Annotated in this window: 12 protein-coding genes; 5 read left to right on the top strand and 7 right to left on the bottom strand. The window is 38.9% G+C overall.

Annotated features, from left to right (window positions below; translation table 11 throughout):
- Positions 1-516: 516 nt before the first annotated feature.
- The 4 genes from QNI22_RS29430 to QNI22_RS29415 all read right to left on the bottom strand — a co-directional run bounded on the left by QNI22_RS29430 (position 517) and on the right by QNI22_RS29415 (position 6,724).
- Positions 517-2,037 carry a DUF4132 domain-containing protein gene (locus QNI22_RS29430; protein ID WP_314516519.1) on the bottom strand — a complete coding sequence of 507 codons (1,521 nt, stop codon included), beginning with the start codon at positions 2,035-2,037 and terminating at the stop codon, positions 517-519.
- A gap of 691 nt (positions 2,038-2,728) precedes the next feature.
- Positions 2,729-4,903: a prolyl oligopeptidase family serine peptidase gene (locus QNI22_RS29425; protein ID WP_314516517.1), complete on the bottom strand. Its 2,175-nt coding sequence runs from the start codon at positions 4,901-4,903 to the stop codon at positions 2,729-2,731.
- A gap of 512 nt (positions 4,904-5,415) precedes the next feature.
- Positions 5,416-5,919, bottom strand: a complete 504-nt coding sequence (locus QNI22_RS29420; protein WP_314516516.1) for a 2'-5' RNA ligase family protein — start codon at positions 5,917-5,919, stop codon at positions 5,416-5,418.
- 109 nt (positions 5,920-6,028) lie between these two features.
- The gene (locus QNI22_RS29415) at positions 6,029-6,724 is read right to left on the bottom strand and encodes a hypothetical protein (RefSeq protein ID WP_314516515.1); all 696 of its coding nucleotides are present in this window, start codon (positions 6,722-6,724) and stop codon (positions 6,029-6,031) included.
- Between the two features lie 198 nt (positions 6,725-6,922).
- Here QNI22_RS29415 and QNI22_RS29410 point away from each other — a divergent pair, with 198 nt between their 5' ends.
- The gene (locus QNI22_RS29410; protein ID WP_314516514.1) at positions 6,923-7,963 is read left to right on the top strand and encodes an alpha/beta hydrolase; all 1,041 of its coding nucleotides are present in this window, start codon (positions 6,923-6,925) and stop codon (positions 7,961-7,963) included.
- Between the two features lie 97 nt (positions 7,964-8,060).
- Here the strand turns inward: QNI22_RS29410 and QNI22_RS29405 are convergent, their stop codons facing one another.
- From QNI22_RS29405 to QNI22_RS29395, 3 genes are all read right to left on the bottom strand, one after another.
- Positions 8,061-8,777, bottom strand: coding sequence for a phosphodiester glycosidase family protein (locus QNI22_RS29405; protein WP_314516512.1), 717 nt, complete (start codon positions 8,775-8,777; stop codon positions 8,061-8,063).
- Between the two features lie 103 nt (positions 8,778-8,880).
- On the bottom strand, positions 8,881-9,576 hold the full coding sequence (locus tag QNI22_RS29400) for a GNAT family N-acetyltransferase (protein ID WP_314516510.1): 696 nt from the start codon (positions 9,574-9,576) through the stop codon (positions 8,881-8,883).
- A 58-nt stretch (positions 9,577-9,634) separates the two neighbouring features.
- A complete protein-coding gene (locus QNI22_RS29395) occupies positions 9,635-11,605 on the bottom strand; it encodes a WG repeat-containing protein (protein ID WP_314516508.1) in 1,971 nt (656 codons plus the stop codon).
- 177 nt (positions 11,606-11,782) lie between these two features.
- Between QNI22_RS29395 and QNI22_RS29390 the strand changes: the two genes are divergently transcribed.
- From QNI22_RS29390 to QNI22_RS29375, 4 genes are all read left to right on the top strand, one after another.
- On the top strand, positions 11,783-12,424 hold the full coding sequence (locus QNI22_RS29390; RefSeq protein WP_314516507.1) for a hypothetical protein: 642 nt from the start codon (positions 11,783-11,785) through the stop codon (positions 12,422-12,424).
- A gap of 303 nt (positions 12,425-12,727) precedes the next feature.
- A complete protein-coding gene (locus tag QNI22_RS29385) occupies positions 12,728-13,789 on the top strand; it encodes a hypothetical protein (protein ID WP_314516505.1) in 1,062 nt (353 codons plus the stop codon).
- 176 nt (positions 13,790-13,965) lie between these two features.
- Complete coding sequence (locus QNI22_RS29380; protein ID WP_314516504.1) at positions 13,966-14,673, top strand: hypothetical protein; 708 nt, start codon at positions 13,966-13,968, stop codon at positions 14,671-14,673.
- A 1,028-nt stretch (positions 14,674-15,701) separates the two neighbouring features.
- Complete coding sequence (locus QNI22_RS29375) at positions 15,702-16,145, top strand: hypothetical protein (protein WP_314516502.1); 444 nt, start codon at positions 15,702-15,704, stop codon at positions 16,143-16,145.
- The last annotated feature ends 184 nt before the right edge of the window (positions 16,146-16,329 follow it).

Below are 16,329 nucleotides of genomic sequence, written 5' to 3'. Positions count from 1 at the left end.
TTATCCTGAAGCAGTTACTGTGTATTACCTGATATGTGTCTTAGTGGCTGAAAGTGTTATATTTAATTAGTTTTCTTTTGATGTATTGTATTCACTTAATTGTATATTTTTTTGTGTGTGGATATATTGGGGATAAGCCAATGTATTTTCAATGATTATAATAGCTTGTGATGCTCATATCAGAAAAGCAAAAGAAGATACTATGATACTGAGAGTGTTTTTTTCTGGTGTGAATTCGGATTGCGGAACAAAAGAGGAAAGTATTGATCCTATCTGAATAGTACTGATATCTTTGTGTGCTATTGTGTGGAATTAATCGTGAAAGAGTAGTTACACCTGTATCAGTAGGTTATTTTTTGATAGAGAATGAAAGTAAAGACTACATCTTCCGGACATAAGAAACTGGATAGTTTTGTATGTATTTGTATAAAGTAGTTTGGGGAATATTTGTTACAGATTTATACAAAGCGAGGGAATAGTATAAATCAGTTACCTATTCCCTCACTTCTATGATATTTAAGTATTTCCCAGCCTTTGTAAATCACTCATTACCTCTGAATAGATTGTAGCAGGAACCTTCTCAAAAGGAATCAGACGGATATCTTTTTCATCATAAATTTCCCAGACGGGAGCGAAACGGGTACGAACAAAATAGACTTTTCCTAAAGCTGCTTCCGGATTACTATAGTAGCCTATTCCAATACCTTCTGTCTCAATGACTGCTGTTGTCTCTAACTCTGCAAAGGATCGTTGATATGAGCTAATAGATCCGCCGTCACCAACCGAGCCTCTTGCCCAGCCTGTTTTTTCGAGACCAAAGATCTGATAGCCATTTACTTTTTTGCCCTGAAAAGAAGTATCCATGCGCTGAGTCTTTAGTTCCTCTGGCACTCTAATCAGTGGACGATGTAACTGGGCAAAGGGTTGGGTGAGATCTGATTCGTAGAACTTCTGTTTCCAGTGTTGCAATATCTCTTCCTCAAGTAAAATAGGGTGGACCAGACCCACAAAGCTGGATTCATCCAGCACTATTTCTTCTTCCTGAGCATTGAGTAAACTGCCATCTTCCTGGCAGACAAACGTCTGTTTTAAGAGGTTGTTGGCATCATATTCTCCCCAGGCCAGACGCATAGCGTAGGTAAATAGAATGGGATTACCCTGAAACAAATCACTCCATGTGGTGGCAGTACGTTTGGTTTGCAGAATCATTTCATTGGTCAGACGGGAATTTTGCATTTGCGTGATTCCCTTTATTTCCTTGTTAATGTCTTTAAATTCACTCTGAAGTTCTTTGGGTGTGTTTTTCGGAAATGATTTTAGTGGCTTGCCTTCCTCATTCTGATAGGCCAGCTTAAAGTTCATGTCAATATATGCCCTGTAGGTTTGTCCCTCTACTTCAAAATATCGGAAAGATCCTTCGAAACCAAAGTCAGGCATCAGACGGTCTGTGAATTGTTCTTCTGTAAGGCCTTGCTTCTCTGCTGATCTACGTATAATGGCTGATGCGGCAGTACCTACATTTCGTTTCTTGGTTTTATATTTCTTGGCAAATTCGTAGATTGTTCGATAGGATTTGGGTGTACCCCAGGTAGTAAAGATATCCAGTGCTGTAATGGCTAGCTGTAACCGCATATAACGTTCTATCCAATCCGTAATTTGTTTTTTTACAATGGGGAGTATGGATTCATTACCCAACTGAGACACCAGTATCAGGCAATATTTTTCTTTGTTATTGGATCCGTTTTGTACAAACAGTTCCAGTACTTTCAGAACAAAGTCTACACTTTTACTCTTGTCAATCTGATCCAGTACTAGTTTGGCTTCGTCAGGGATATCTCTTTTCATCTTGCTCAGATGATAAAGCAAAAATTTGATAGATAGGGGATCTAGCGTATTGCCTGCCAGGGTATATAAAGGCGGCAGTGCAGCGTCGTTCCACCAACCGATAAGTGGTTTGTCTAATTTGCCTGTTTTTTGCAGAGCAGCAATGCTTTGCTGAAGTTTTGCCTGAGCATCGGAAGACGAGGTAGTTTCCATAGACCGTATCTGGGTCGTTATTGTATTGTGTTAGAAGATATTGTAAGATAGTATTTGTTATGTATTATTGTAATAATGTAAACAAAAGAAGGTGACGCACCCTTCTTTGTCCTCCTGAAAGGATCCTGTGACAAATAGAGTGATGTCTGGTTTGTGAAAGAAATACTTAAAGGTCAGTTTTGCTGTGTCCGACAGTAGGTGGGAATTCCTTTGAGGACAGAATACTTGTTGACTTTCCAGAAAGGTTATGGAACTAGCTATGATTTTCATGTGATAATGAAATCCAGGTATGAAGAAATTAATCTTTTCTGAGTAGCAACATGAGTCATCCCAAATTTTGATGTGAATAGAACCCAAGCCCATGCTTTTGAAAATAGTGTGGGCTTGAGCTAATTTTTTGGGAGGTTTCTCTTTCTGAGTTGGTTTAAAATCCAGAGCATCACTCTTCTTATAGCCTTGTCACTTTTTTGTCACGCCACGGCGTGATAACCAAAAAAAGGCACTTTTTCCCGATCCTTCAGCCCGCAAGGCCAAAGGCCAACCTCGCGGGAAAAAGAAGCCATACGCACCTACACCACCACACACGATTTAAGTTATCGCAACTCTCTTTGTAGCTTCTTTATTTTACTATATATATTCCACTTCAAAGTCAAATTCCTTTCCTCAATATTTGGGATGAATCATGTTACAACTATTTATTGCCTAATGTAGCTGTCTGAAAGTTAGGTGAGCCCGTTTGCCATAATCCAAAAGAATAGACATCTGCCAGGTTCTCAAACTGTTTTTGTTTGGCGTCTCCAATGCCATGACCCGCTTCATAATCTGTAAAGAACAAAATAGGTTTGTCTGACTTGTTGCTGGCCATCAGACGGGCGGCAAACTTGGCAGGTTGCCAGGCAATGACACGTGGATCATTGAAGCCAGCTGTAATCAGGGTAGCCGGGTATTTTTCACCTTCTTTGATATGGAGATATGCGTCCATTTCAATCAGGGCTTTGCACTCATCTTCTTTCTTTACAGTACCAAATTCCGGTACGTTTACCGGACCATTCGGCGACTCTTCCATACGGACTGCATTCAAACAGCCTACTTTGGGAATAGCTGCAGCAAATAAGTCTGGTCGTTCAGTCATGGCACGACCTATCAGTATGCCACCTGCACTGCTTCCATAAATAGCAATCTTTTGTGGTCCTGTGTAGTTATTTTTTATCAGGTATTCTGCACTGGCAATCAGATCTTTCCATGTGTTTGGCTTTGTTGCTTTCTGGCCTGCTTTGTGCCAGGCTTCTCCCAGTTCGCTACCACCCCGTACATGGGCTATTGCTAATACACCATATTGTGCCCATAATAGAAAGCTGGGCGAGAATGCAGGGTTTACAGAGGTAGAATATGCACCATATCCATACATAAGTACAGAGGCTGTACCATTCTTAGGTATACCTTTCTTATAAATTAATGACACCGGAACTTTTACACCATCATGAGAGGGAATCATTACTTCTTCTACTATCATATCTGCATATTCCGGATATTCAGCTTCAGTAGACAGAGGCTGAGACGTAAACTTATGGCTCGCCAGATCAAAATAATAGCGTTTGGCATCTGTGGTCCATCCTGAAATAGTGACCCATAGCTCTGAAGACTTTGGAGATTTTGCTTGTAGATTTATACTGCCAGCTGCCTGAGGAAGTTCGATCTTGCGAGGTTCACTTCCTGTTTTGGGCACAAAGTATAACATTGCCTCTACACCATTTCTGGCCCGTACAAAGTAGATTCCATCTTTGGTAATCGTAAGCTTTTGATCATCAATGACTTCTTCAGGGTTTTCTGCTACTATTACCTCTGCTTTATTTAGATCAATAGCTGATAATGGCATGCGCATAACCTTTTGGTGAGGAGCATCTTTAGATGTGACGAAGTAGATATGAGTACTGTCAGAAACAAAACTGGTGATCTCCTGTTCCGGCAAAAACAGAGGTTGCCACATAAGAGGGGGAAGCGTCAACTGGCTTGCTGGCGCATAATATACTTTGAGGTATCGGCTTACAGTACTCAGAGTACCATATACTAGCCTAGTTGCTTTATCGTAAGCCAGTTCTGGGTATTCTTCCGGCTGGATGCCCATTGACGGATAGCTGGTAGAGGAGAACACATCTTTATCTTTATTCTGAAAAGTACCTATCGTATGCAGCATGGCTTTGGTATTGAGCCTTGCATTTGGGTCTTGTACATTGTGGCTATTGGCAGGGGTGTAAGAAAAGGTTTTGTTGTCAGGAAGCCAGCTGCCATTAAACCATGTTCTATCTAATCGTTCAGGATAGATAGTTTGGGTTTGGGTGTTGATGAAGATGATTTGTCCCATTTCAGCTCCTTTTTCAGAAACATAAACAGCTACTTTAGTGCCATCGGGAGAAGGTGAAAAGTTGTTCAGTGAATAGGCTTTTTCTCTATTGTATTTTTCCAGATCAAATAGCATAATTTCCTGCCCTTTATACCCATCACGATAATATAACTTAGGCTGCTGATCCTGTGGACGTGTTTTTAGATAAAAATATCGATCTGTTTCCAGTATCTTCAGATTGGTAATACGTGCAGTACGTCTCTGATCAAATTCATTCATTTTATCAATCAGACCTTGTCTGCCGGGTATAGCATCCAATGTATGGCGGGCTTTTTCTGCCTGAGCTCTCATCCAGGTTTGTACTTCCGGATCTGCAAGATTTTCTATGTTACGGTAAGGATCTGTAATTTTTACTCCAAAATACTCTTCTGTAACAGGTTTGGGAGCAATGACCACAGGTGTCGTTTGTCCCAATAGGGGTAGCTGGAGCCCCAGAGTTACAATAATTAATAAATATTTTCTCATGTTGTATATGATTTGAATATATAAATATATTGACAGCCGGGTTTATATAAAAGCTTTTAGATTACTAAGCAGTTATGAGTATTGGGAGATATTGCCAGAAGATTATTATTTCTGAAGAGAGGCATTTAAGTAAGCTGCGTATAATAAGGGTTATTATTGTTTCTTTAAGAATTTGAATTCTGTTCAGATACATGGACAACAAACCTGGTTCATTCGTTTGCTGATCAACATAAAATAATCTGAGTCTAGGTCATTTTTATGTTTGACCAGAACGCTGGTCACATTCGGACGCTATTCGAATAATGGTCAGATTGAAGAAATATGCAAATTGTGGTCAACTTTTAGAATTATCAAAATACTGATCAGGTTACCACTTTATGGGTATTTTAATAATTTTTCGTGTAACCGGAATTCCGATTACCTGCTGCTTTGTTTATATAAGTGTGGGTAGAAACTTGTACGTAAATAGCGTGTAAGATGTTTCTGTCAGAAGAGCTTATGTTAAAAGAAGTTTATTCTTTTAACATAAGCTCTTTGATTACATTCCATTCTTCACCACCCATCTGTTCGATGAGGCTGATTCTGGTGAAATGTATGGACTGAGGAAAGGAAGTCGCTTTGATTTGAGTAAATATCTCGTCTGTACAGGTAGAATTGCGAGGATGCATCAGTGTAATGTGTGGTTCAGGACGTTTAGGTTCCTGTACTACATCTTGTAAAATGTAGTTTCGCAATGTATAGAATGTTTCATTCTCGCCCTCTGCTGGTAGAAATACTCCTTTGCCTTCTGCAAAACGCACAGGCTGTCCAAATCTGATTTCAATACCTGAAAACTTTAGGCTGTTTAGGTTCTTATATACTTGAGTAAGATCTTCCAGTTCGTCTTCCCTGCAAAGGGTTACGTGTGCTTTGATAAGGTTGTATTGCTCCGGATTAAACTGGTGGCGAACTTTCTCTATTGTCTGGGATACTGTTTCATCAACAAACAGCGTAAGTTGTAGGCGTTTAGAAACCATGATAATGAGTGATAGGCTGAGCAAGTCACTTCTAAAATAGTGACTAAATGGATATAATCAGCCTTTATTTTCAAATAGTAGCTACTTGTGTGACTCTTTTATAGCTCTGCTACTTTGTGTCACAGGGTAGCTGTTTCTTCCATTCCTCTGTAAAGTGATCCTCCCAAACCCACTGTGTAACTGTACTGTCACAGTTAACGGTTGCTTGTTCGTTCTCTGTATGTGTAAACCGGGAGACTGCCATTTGTCGTATACGTAATGTATCATGAGAAGGCTTTCTGTTGGAATCTATAAAATAGCCTATCTGAAATGTAGTAATGTCTTCACTTGAATCTGAGAATGCTTCTTCTTCATAGGCTCCACCTCCATTTCTTCCAACAGGTAGCCAATCCGTAATAGACTGAGTAGCTTTATTCCATACAAGCAGATACGTTCCGCTTTCACTATAATCGCCCAGTTCTGCTATATATATTGCTGTAAGCATAGTATACTCTCCTTGTTGAAACTGGTATTGTGCTCTAAGACTACCACTACTGAGAAGAGAGTGGAGTGGGATGTGTTCTGTTGTATTAGTGTCCGGCTTGGGAAACAGGGCTAGAAAAGCTGTATCTAATATAGAGGTATCCGATTCAGGAGACGCCTCTTCCCATTCGTATAATCCCCCGGCATTGGGAGAGATCGGCGTAAATTTTTGTAAAAAGCGTTGGGCTAAAGGTGATGTGGCTAATGGCTGATCGGAATGGGTAACGGATGTACAGGCTGCCAATCCCAAGGATAGCAGGAGAGTACAAAAATGGTTTTTCATGGTTGCTGGTTATATAAAAAATATAGGTGCTAAAATTGGGTGGTAAGCCAGAAGAATACGAAAGAGCAGGCCACAAGGTTTGTTTTATGGCTTACAATATTATTTACTACTTTTTGGATCATTTTCTTACACGAATTAAACCATTGTAGTCTGGTCACGTCCAAGGCATGAACAAATTTTTTAACCAGATACCATACAATGCGATTACTCACACTTTTACTGATTTTATTGTTTGTCGTCTCCTGTTCCAAAGACGATGATGTTACCGGAACACCCTATGTGGATGATGATCTGGCCGGACCTATTTCAAGACCTTCCTCCGGATATGGTGCCGATGGTTCGTATACAGTTGCTAAGGTTAGCTTTGCCAGTCCGTTGTATAGTGGCAAGATGGTAGATATTTTCTATCCACAAGGCATTACTTCTCCTCGACCTGTTATTTTCTATTCACATCCTTATGGAGGAGAGAATAGTGAATATAACATCGGACTGTTTAACTTCATTGCTAAAAAAGGCTATGTGGTAGTATTTGCTCCTTACCCAACTACGGGTGTCTCTATTGATGAGCGGTACAGTACCCTATGGGAAAGCTTTACGAAGGCTGTAAAGGATTATCCGGATCTGATTGATACTAAAAAGGTAGGTTTTATGGGACACTCATTCGGAGGTGGCGCTTCATTTGGTCTGGCTTATAAAGGATTTGTAGAACAGGGCTGGGGTGAAAATGGCCGGTTTATCTTTTCGATGGCACAGTGGTATTCGTATCAGATCACTGCTCAGCAGCTACAGTCTTTTCCGTCTAATACCAAGCTGATTTCCCAGATCTATGATGATGACGATACCAACGATCATCGCCTGGCTATCGACATGTTTAAGCATATCAATATTGCTGATTCTGAGAAGGATTTTATTCTGATTCGCCAGAGTGTAGTAGGAGGATATACCTATGTGGCAGACCACGTGTTGCCTAATTCCCGCAGCGCCTATGATGCGTATGATTACTATGGCATTTATCGGTTGCTGGATGCTATGATTGATTATAGCTTCAATAACAACGCTGCCGCCAAAACAGTAGCTTTGGGTAATGGTTCCAAAGAGCAGGTAACAATGCCTTCTTATAACGGACAGTCACTGGCTCCACTGGAGGTAACCGATAATCCAACACCACAGTATCCACAAAGCAAATACGAGTTCCCTTGTAATTCATCAACCAATCCACGTCCACAGTATTGTCAATAATGGCAGATGGACTTTAGAATAGAATGTGAAGATACAGGACAGAATATAGTTCTGTCCTGTTTTTTTATTCTGCCATATTCAGGAGCTCTATAGTGTATTACTCTGCTACCCCAACTATTACACCAAAGTTGCCATCTGTTTGCCGGACACCTTTCTCCGGAAGATACATACGGGATACAAAGCCATCGAGAAACAAAGCATTGGCACAGCCCTGTTGTTGAAAATACAACGCAAAGTCATAGAAGTTCATAGGAGTGCGGGAGATAGCAAATAATACCTTACCATTGGGTAATATGCCTACACCGCTTCGGATCACCTGATTGGGTGATCCTTTTTGAAATACAGGATGAATGGCTCCATTTGTTACCAGCATAGGGCCAGATTGGGTGGCCCATTGAATCTGCTTCGATAATATAAACTTACTGGTTTCAGTTACAAAGGCTTTACCCGCTTTATCAATATAAAAAACACCATTGGGCTTTAAGTAAAAGTTTGGTATGGCAGAGCCATTCTTCAAAACTTCTTTTTGATTGAGAGGCTTTACTACTTTACTATTCTGGATAAACAATCCGACAGGAGTACCATCTGATTCATACATTCCCCCATTGGTTGCAAAAATGAGCTTTTTCTTTTGAGAGGTTATCCAGCTCTCCAGCCTGCCAATGCTGCGAAGATACTGGCCTTCATTATCCTTCCAGAAAAGCTGAATCTTAGCAGGATCTGCCGTATAGGTAATCAGTGATTCCTCATACCAATGTGAGGTTGTCCAGGATATGCAAAGCAGAAAGACAAGCAGGTAAGAGATCAGGTGCATAGAGATAGAATGATGCCATAAGTTAGAAGATTTTATTGGATGTTGTAGTCTTCTTTTCAGACAAGATATGGTGCTGGAAAACGCTATTCCTCGTATAGAATTCTTATTTGTCCTGTTTTTCAATTACATAGACCATCATCTCCCGGCGAGTTTCAAATCCTAATTTCTTATATACCTTATAGGCACCGATATTATCTGAAAACAGATGCAGGAATGGGATGCGGGACTCTGTCAGGATACTCTGTAGCTGGTGGTTAACCAGTTGGGCAGCGTATCCTCTGCCTATGTAATCAGGATGAGTACATACTGCACTAACTTCCACATAGGGTCCGGGTTGCATACGTCGGCCTGTCATGGCTACCAGCCGGTCTCCATCGAAAATGCCATGATAGCCACCAAATTCTATTGTACGTACAAAAAAAGGCCCTGGATTGGTTTTAGCGGTTAGTTCCAGCATAGCAGGTACATCTTTGGTTTGCAGAGGTATTAGTTCGGCGCCTTTAGCTAATTGGCTACCAGGGAGGGTTGGCTTTTCACATACCATTTGTAGCAGTTCTCTTTTTACCAATATCTTCCAGTTTGTCGGAATAGAGATCTCACCTGGAGTGAACAGGATAAAATGGATAGGCGATGGAGTTAGTGCATAGAGGCTGTTGAGATCCTCTTCACTGTTGTCTTTGAGTCCAGCAAAGGCTGCAATTTCCCGGTCAAAGTATCGGACGTGGTTGTTTCCTGTGGAGATATCTTGGTTGTGAGTCGTTAATGCATTCCAGATGGGGTTATCAAGTATATGTGTCATATGGTGGTTTGATTGTAAATTTTCTTCACATAGGCAATAAGTATCCTGCATTGGTACGTTATGCAGGAGTAAGTTTTGTATTGTATACCGTAAACACCTGCCAGGCTCCATTCATTCGTCTTACCCGCAAAATTGTATGATTTTTTTGTCTGGACTCTCTCTTTAGGGTAAACTTTTGTATATCACCCATCAATACAAAATCTCTGTGTGTTAAAGAATAAAGGTACCATCGTCTGTTCTTTTTTACCATACAGTAGAAGGCATTTACAGGACAAATCGCTTCATATTCTGCTGGTAGAATCCATTCCTGCTGTATAGTGATAATACCTGTCTGGCAATGAGGTGCCCGGTAAATAATATAATCGGCGTTCCAGAGGGTAAACTGCCATACATGTGTATTGTGTACCAACAATTTTCCGTCAAAGTCCCAGAGTTCTATCTTTCTGTTATTACGCAACAATAGGTAATGACTTTCTGCCTTATATCGCTTGAATGTGTTGTTCGTGAGCGGATATAAGTGTTTATCAAGTAGATGTAATCTCTGGTTCTGTTTTACAAGCAGCATATTTTCATTAGCCCATACTATGTTGAAATAGGGGAGCTTCTCCTGAGAGCGAAAAGGTTTAGTATACAGATAAAAGCAGCTCCGAAACCGATCTCTGGAAAAAGATCGGGCTACAATCGGATGAGGCTCGGCAGGCAAAAATGTTCGCCAGTGCCACTGAATTACATGTCCTTTTTTGTTGAGCAGGGCCATCACAAATCCGTTATCGAGCCGGAAGTAAGGTGTATCTTCTGGCTGGGCAGACGGAATATCCCAGAAAGCTTCAAGAGATAGTGAGAGCATCTTTACATCAAAAGCAGATTCCTGTATCAGGCGGGAGTAACGATACGACTCATACACATTTGTGGATAGAACTTCATAGGTAGTTGCGTCCATCCAGTTTACTTTGTTATTGCCATTGGAGAAAAAAACAACATCCCTGTAAATGGACTCCACAGACTGCCTGATTGGAAATAACGGCTCCATTTTCTGGTTTACCCATAGGGAAATAGATTGGCGTTCTGATTGCCCTCTTAGGATCAAATATCCATCTGTTTCCGGGGTAATATGTATCCATTGTGTGTTATCCGGAAACATCTCTTTCAGGTGTTCCAGACTTTCCTGTCTGATTATCTGCACTGCCTGATTCAAGACATCATATGTAAATGTAGATGTAAACCCTGCCCATTCTCCTTCTCTTAGTTTTTGAACAGACAGATAGATAGTACTGGTGGTTACGGAAGTCAGATTGACTAGTAGTTGTTGTTTCTGAATCGATACGATAAACAGGTGCTCTGCCTCATAGGTAATGTAAGTATACAGAGGTGGAATTCGTACATGTCCTGTATTGTCTATAATACCTAGAAAGTCTCCCTGTCTGAAACGCAGATAGAGCCCATCTTTATCCAGCGCATACGATATATCTACCTGCAGTGGAATCTTTTGGTGTGGTGCCACCAACGGAATGCTAAACCACTGATCCTGTGAATCCATAACACAGAAATAGGTCGGATAGAACTGGACCGTTTTCCATTCGGCAGGCAGTACAATTTCATTCTCAGCATTGATAACTCCTATATAACCATCCCTTGTAAACCTTGTATAGGGATTGGAGCCTGGTATGTCTTTTGTGATGCCTGTTGAGGTAATATAGAGGGTATGTGAATGTTTGTTTTGTTCTGTCAGAAGTTCATAGTAGGTAATCGTATTTTCTTGTCTGTTATAGCATATACCACGTCTGCATGCAAACGGCAGAAGAATGTTATGGTGTAGATCAATGACTGCTGATTGCCGGGGAGCACGATAAGTCTGAGTGGTTGTTCGTACCAGAAACCCTCCATTGTTTTTCAGGGGTTGTATCGAATGATACAGTGCCGGAACTACCCACTTATCGTTGGCATTTACGATACCCCAGCTTTGGTTTACCCTTACCAGAGAATATCCTGATTCGAGTAAAATACGATCATGCCAGTAGGTTAGTTTCATATATTCTACTTTTTCAGCTTATGACACAATTTGCGTCTTAGCTTCTCAGATTTTATTATCCCAACAGAGTTACTTTCCGTTAAAAAATAGCTATTTATTAATAAATTTTATTGTGCTTTTATTCTATATTTAGTAAAGTAATAGTAACAGCAACAGTTAATTAACTCGTGTTGATCTATGCAAGGTACTCTGATTATTCTGAGTCTTGCTGGTATCCTGGTAATGGGTACTGGCAAGGTACATACAGATGGTACGAAGATATTGTATGAAACGGATCAGGAAAAGTGTTTTTTACAGCCAAAAACTACACTACATATAGAAAACAGACAGCACGATAGCCTGAAAACTGTGCTTGTACTATTAGCTAAGGCCCGCATTATTCCAGAGGGCTATTCCAGCGAAAAAATCCTGCTTTTTCGGAATTACAAGCTTGCAAACGGATATCTTTCATGGATTAAGTTAAAGACTCCTATCTGGGACGATGTGACAGACTGCCTGCTGATTCATGATTTTCGGAAACTGATCCGAAAGAAAATAATACATTCCAATACCAATCATGATTTTACCTTTCAACTCCAACAAGATGGACTGCTTGTTTTTACTGCCTATACCGCCCTTGCAGACCTGGTAGATTATGAGGAATATTATATTGTAGATATAAACACAAATCGTCTCTTTCTCAGTGACCGCTTTGAAACCGCTGATAGCCTGTATACTTCTTCTATTCTTCGCAATAAGCGTATCTGGTCAGGCCTGAATCTGGAAACGCAATTACCTTTTGAAAAGATCATCCATCCGTTGCAATGGGATGTGTACTGATATTGGGTTAGCTACCTGTTATTTTCTGATAAAGATAAGCTTTATAGGCTAAGATGTAAGTTTTATGGAAAGATTAATAGTTGGATTGCTAACAGAGAAGGAATAATAGATTTTGTTTATCAGAAAAAGGAGTTTTACAGATGTAACTACATTCAAATTGAGAAACATCTGGATACTATGTTTTTGCTCTGGAACTTATCTATAGATTGTTGTTTGTAGGATTTTTACTGAGATAGCATGATGTAAAATAAAAGCCAGCTATATATTTGTGCTTATTTATTTAAAGAAAATAAACAGTAATCTATGAAAAAAAGTCTACTTAAATTAGTATTTACCTTTGTATTCTTATGCCTCTCAGCATATACCTATGCGCAAATGGGAATGGGGAAGGTGGAAGAGATTGAAGAAGTAATGTCTCGTAAATTGATTGTGCTGATTGAAGAACCTCGTGAAAAAATGCTAAAACGTATTGAGAAAAAACCTAAACGCGGATCTATTGAAGACTATAAAAAGGATTTGAAGATTTACAATGAAAATGTACAAGCAGTTGTCGAGAAGTTTTGGCCGTATAATAAGAAGGATATTCAGTACATGACATTTGAAGAAATTAATGCGTTGAAAAAAAGTAAATCGACTGAGTATGCAGTGCTTGCTTGTTTATCAGCAAGAGCGTCATCATTCAGTGCTGGTTATTTGTATGCCAATGGTTTGTACTGGGTAAAAGACATTAAAGAAGATTTTGAAGATAGAGATGATGATATGTTTTCAGTGATGTTGGTTAATAGAATAGAAGATTGGGGGAGAGTGCCTGTATTTTCAACCACTCTTTTTGATGTTTTTCCTACAAAAGCTTCCATGGTATATGGCCTTAAAACTATTGATGCGTATTTTACTAAGCGTCTCAATATTAAAAAGAATGGAATAAAAGCGAAAGAAGAAAAGGAAAGAGTACTGGCAGAGATGAAAGAAAGAGCTCCAAAGGTTACAGAAAAAACGTTGTTGATTCGGGAAGAATGGCTTGATAAAGAACTTACTGCTGCTAACTTTAAAACCTTTTATCCTTACAAATACCAGATATGTGATCGTGAAACGATGGATAATGTGGTAATGAATGAAGATGCTAACTATGTCTATGGTGTAGAACTTCCTATAGTAATGTCTACTTCACGAAGTACATTTGTTGTTTATACCCAATATGTAATGGATGGAAAAGATAGTCAACCTATAGTTTTTATAAAACCAAATTATGGCGGTATGATGCTTGCCAGTAGTTTTACGGGTAAAGCCGGTACACGTAACTTTACCATTAAAACACTAAATAAAATTGTGGAGCAGGTACAGGGCAAAGGAATAGAAGTCGAATAAAACTTTTGTAAATAAATCATTGAAAGAGGAGATTGAGTTAGTTCAATCTCCTCTTTTTGTATGCTGAATTTAATAAAGAAATATGTCTGCTGATAAGTGAATAGTTGAGAGAGTTGTGAGTATACTTGCTATTTGTAGAATGGTGGATTCATTCAGATACATCTAAACTCCAAACTATGAAGCTTACATACCTGATTGTTCTGATATGGATAAGTGCTTTGTTGTCATGTCAGAAAAAGAAAGACACAGTTAAACGGTATCGAAATGATATTCCTATAGAAGCTACCTCACTTAGTTTATATCCGAATAATGAATTTGAATTAACGATTCATGCTGACTATTACTCCCGAACCTCTAGCGGGAAATTCCAGATTTCCAATGATACACTGATCTTGAATCCTTCACAACTAACAGACAATTTGATAGACAGTGTGGTGAGTGTATACAATAACTCTATAACTGGTACAAAGGTCATCCAGTTGTACAAACGAGAATTTGTATATGGTTTTGGACATATTCAAATAGATACTATCAGTAATGGATCTTTTTACTCTGATCCTATCTATGTTAATACTGATACTACTGAACTTTCTTATAATCTGGATTCGGCTAGTGTTGCTTTTATTCCTGATTCCATTAAGGTGAATCAAATTCGTTACCAACCTATGACTACCAATAATTGTCAGAGTAAGACAGTGTATATACGAAAAGTCAGTAATCCCAAAGCCAACCTATTCAAAGTGTATATAAACAATTTGGATAGTGAGAAACACTACCTTCATAACTGGAAATGGCTAATAAAAGGAGATACTATTTTTCCGTATTATCTCAATGGTTGCGAGCCTAACAAAAGCTATTATTTACTTTTAGAAGATGTAGAATAACCTCTTGATTGTCTTGTAAGTACAAATTTTTAGTTAGTAAAGGCTAATTTTTTTCTCTTTTTCTGTCGTTATATCTGCACCTGATGACAGAAACAGACACAAATTGTAAAAAGCCCTGGGAACTTTTCTATGCAGTTATATTTTCTATTTACCTGATGCGATATGTATCTGCCTATTTTTCAGTGTTTTATGTTGTCGGTGAACTATTTCCTTGAAAAAATCCAGAGAAAGCATATATGTATGATAATGAGTGTATTATGACTTTACAAGTGGTGTGATTGTAGTACCTTTGTAGTGTAAGTCAAGCAGACATATCCTCAGACATCAGTCTGATTATAGATATAAAAATAAAATTTAGGTTGTAAGTGGTTTGTTACTGAAATTCCCCGAAGGTTTCCATCGGGGAATTTTTGTTGTGTATGCCAGTCAGCCATGACTCTTTATTTACCTCCCAAGCGAATAGGATAGTCAGCTGTGTAGGTATTGTGTTGATAACCATGTAAAATGGTTTAAATTTGTCTTCGCCTTTACAGACCATATGTAAGTAGTAATTTATTTCCTATCCACAGGTTTGGGATATGCTTATCATCAGAATTGTATAGGTATTATATGTTTTAAAACTCACAATTATATAGTATACTATGAAAAGATGGGCTCTGGAGGAAATGTACGAAGGTGCAATATTTAATCAATGGTATTTGATCATAAGTGCATGGGTCTTTTCTTTTATACTTTTATTTACAATTATAAAGTTGTGTAAGGCTTTGGGTTTTTTCCAGTATAGTGATCCAAAAAAGCAAGAAGCATATGTGGAGTGGTTGGACACTGAAGGAATGTTTTATGCTTGTCTCTACTTTCTGGCTGCTTTAATTGTAGCTTTCCAGCTTTTCATGACTTGGAAGAAGATTGATACAAAAATATTAGATACCCCACCTCCCTACTCTGAATACAATTAAGTATATATACAACTATCTTCTTCTTGGTATAAGAGCAGCTACTCGTTAAATAGAAACAAGTTCTCCCTAATAATGGAGTTTATAAGCTATCCGGACTTACGTGTACTACTACACGAAACTTTTCCCAGGTATCCTCTGGACAAACTGAATAGATACGATATCACCCCTGCCTCCTTTGAAAAGATAACTGAGTTATATAACCTTCCTTTACCCTATAAGGAACTTCCGGAATTACTAGATTTTGAAGAAGATACAGAAAAGCTTTACACAAAGCTGTTTGGAGAGACTTCTGTTAAAGATAGTAAGTTGATCATTATTACAGATGAATTTATTAAAGAAAAGAAATTTGCTGTAATGGGGAGTAGTTATCTTCACACATTCATACATGACTACTATACGGAAACATATGGAATGAGCCTATTTCAGCCATTGGATGTAGTATTCTGGTATGTTGATCAGAAGCTATTGTTACTAGTTCACCATGAAGGATATTATGCTTGGCTATCATACAATTAGTGCAAAAGAAGCATAAGGTAAGTCTGAATCGAAGCAATGTTCCCATCTCTCGGTTTACCATCTACTATCACTGAGGGCCTGCCATTATAGAATAGATTGCAATGGTCTGATTACTTTATCCTGTATTTTGCCTTAGAGAGGAAAATTACCCATCTTACCTACAGTTTTCAATAGAAATACATTT

The organism is Xanthocytophaga agilis, from assembly GCF_030068605.1.
Taxonomy (GTDB): domain Bacteria; phylum Bacteroidota; class Bacteroidia; order Cytophagales; family 172606-1; genus Xanthocytophaga; species Xanthocytophaga agilis.
Note: the sequence above shows the minus strand (reverse complement) of the source record. Positions and strands in the feature narration are given on the sequence as shown.

Excerpts from the sequence above, each read along its gene's own strand:
- QNI22_RS29430 (WP_314516519.1), bottom strand. The coding sequence starts at position 2,037 with ATGGAAACTACCTCGTCTTCCGATGCTCAGGCAAAACTTCAGCAAAGC.
- QNI22_RS29425 (WP_314516517.1), bottom strand. The coding sequence starts at position 4,903 with ATGAGAAAATATTTATTAATTATTGTAACTCTGGGGCTCCAGCTACCC.
- QNI22_RS29420 (WP_314516516.1), bottom strand. The coding sequence starts at position 5,919 with ATGGTTTCTAAACGCCTACAACTTACGCTGTTTGTTGATGAAACAGTA.
- QNI22_RS29415 (WP_314516515.1), bottom strand. The coding sequence starts at position 6,724 with ATGAAAAACCATTTTTGTACTCTCCTGCTATCCTTGGGATTGGCAGCC.
- QNI22_RS29410 (WP_314516514.1), top strand. The coding sequence starts at position 6,923 with ATGCGATTACTCACACTTTTACTGATTTTATTGTTTGTCGTCTCCTGT.
- QNI22_RS29405 (WP_314516512.1), bottom strand. The coding sequence starts at position 8,777 with ATGCACCTGATCTCTTACCTGCTTGTCTTTCTGCTTTGCATATCCTGG.
- QNI22_RS29400 (WP_314516510.1), bottom strand. The coding sequence starts at position 9,576 with ATGACACATATACTTGATAACCCCATCTGGAATGCATTAACGACTCAC.
- QNI22_RS29395 (WP_314516508.1), bottom strand. The coding sequence starts at position 11,605 with ATGAAACTAACCTACTGGCATGATCGTATTTTACTCGAATCAGGATAT.
- QNI22_RS29390 (WP_314516507.1), top strand. The coding sequence starts at position 11,783 with ATGCAAGGTACTCTGATTATTCTGAGTCTTGCTGGTATCCTGGTAATG.
- QNI22_RS29385 (WP_314516505.1), top strand. The coding sequence starts at position 12,728 with ATGAAAAAAAGTCTACTTAAATTAGTATTTACCTTTGTATTCTTATGC.
- QNI22_RS29380 (WP_314516504.1), top strand. The coding sequence starts at position 13,966 with ATGAAGCTTACATACCTGATTGTTCTGATATGGATAAGTGCTTTGTTG.
- QNI22_RS29375 (WP_314516502.1), top strand. The coding sequence starts at position 15,702 with ATGGAGTTTATAAGCTATCCGGACTTACGTGTACTACTACACGAAACT.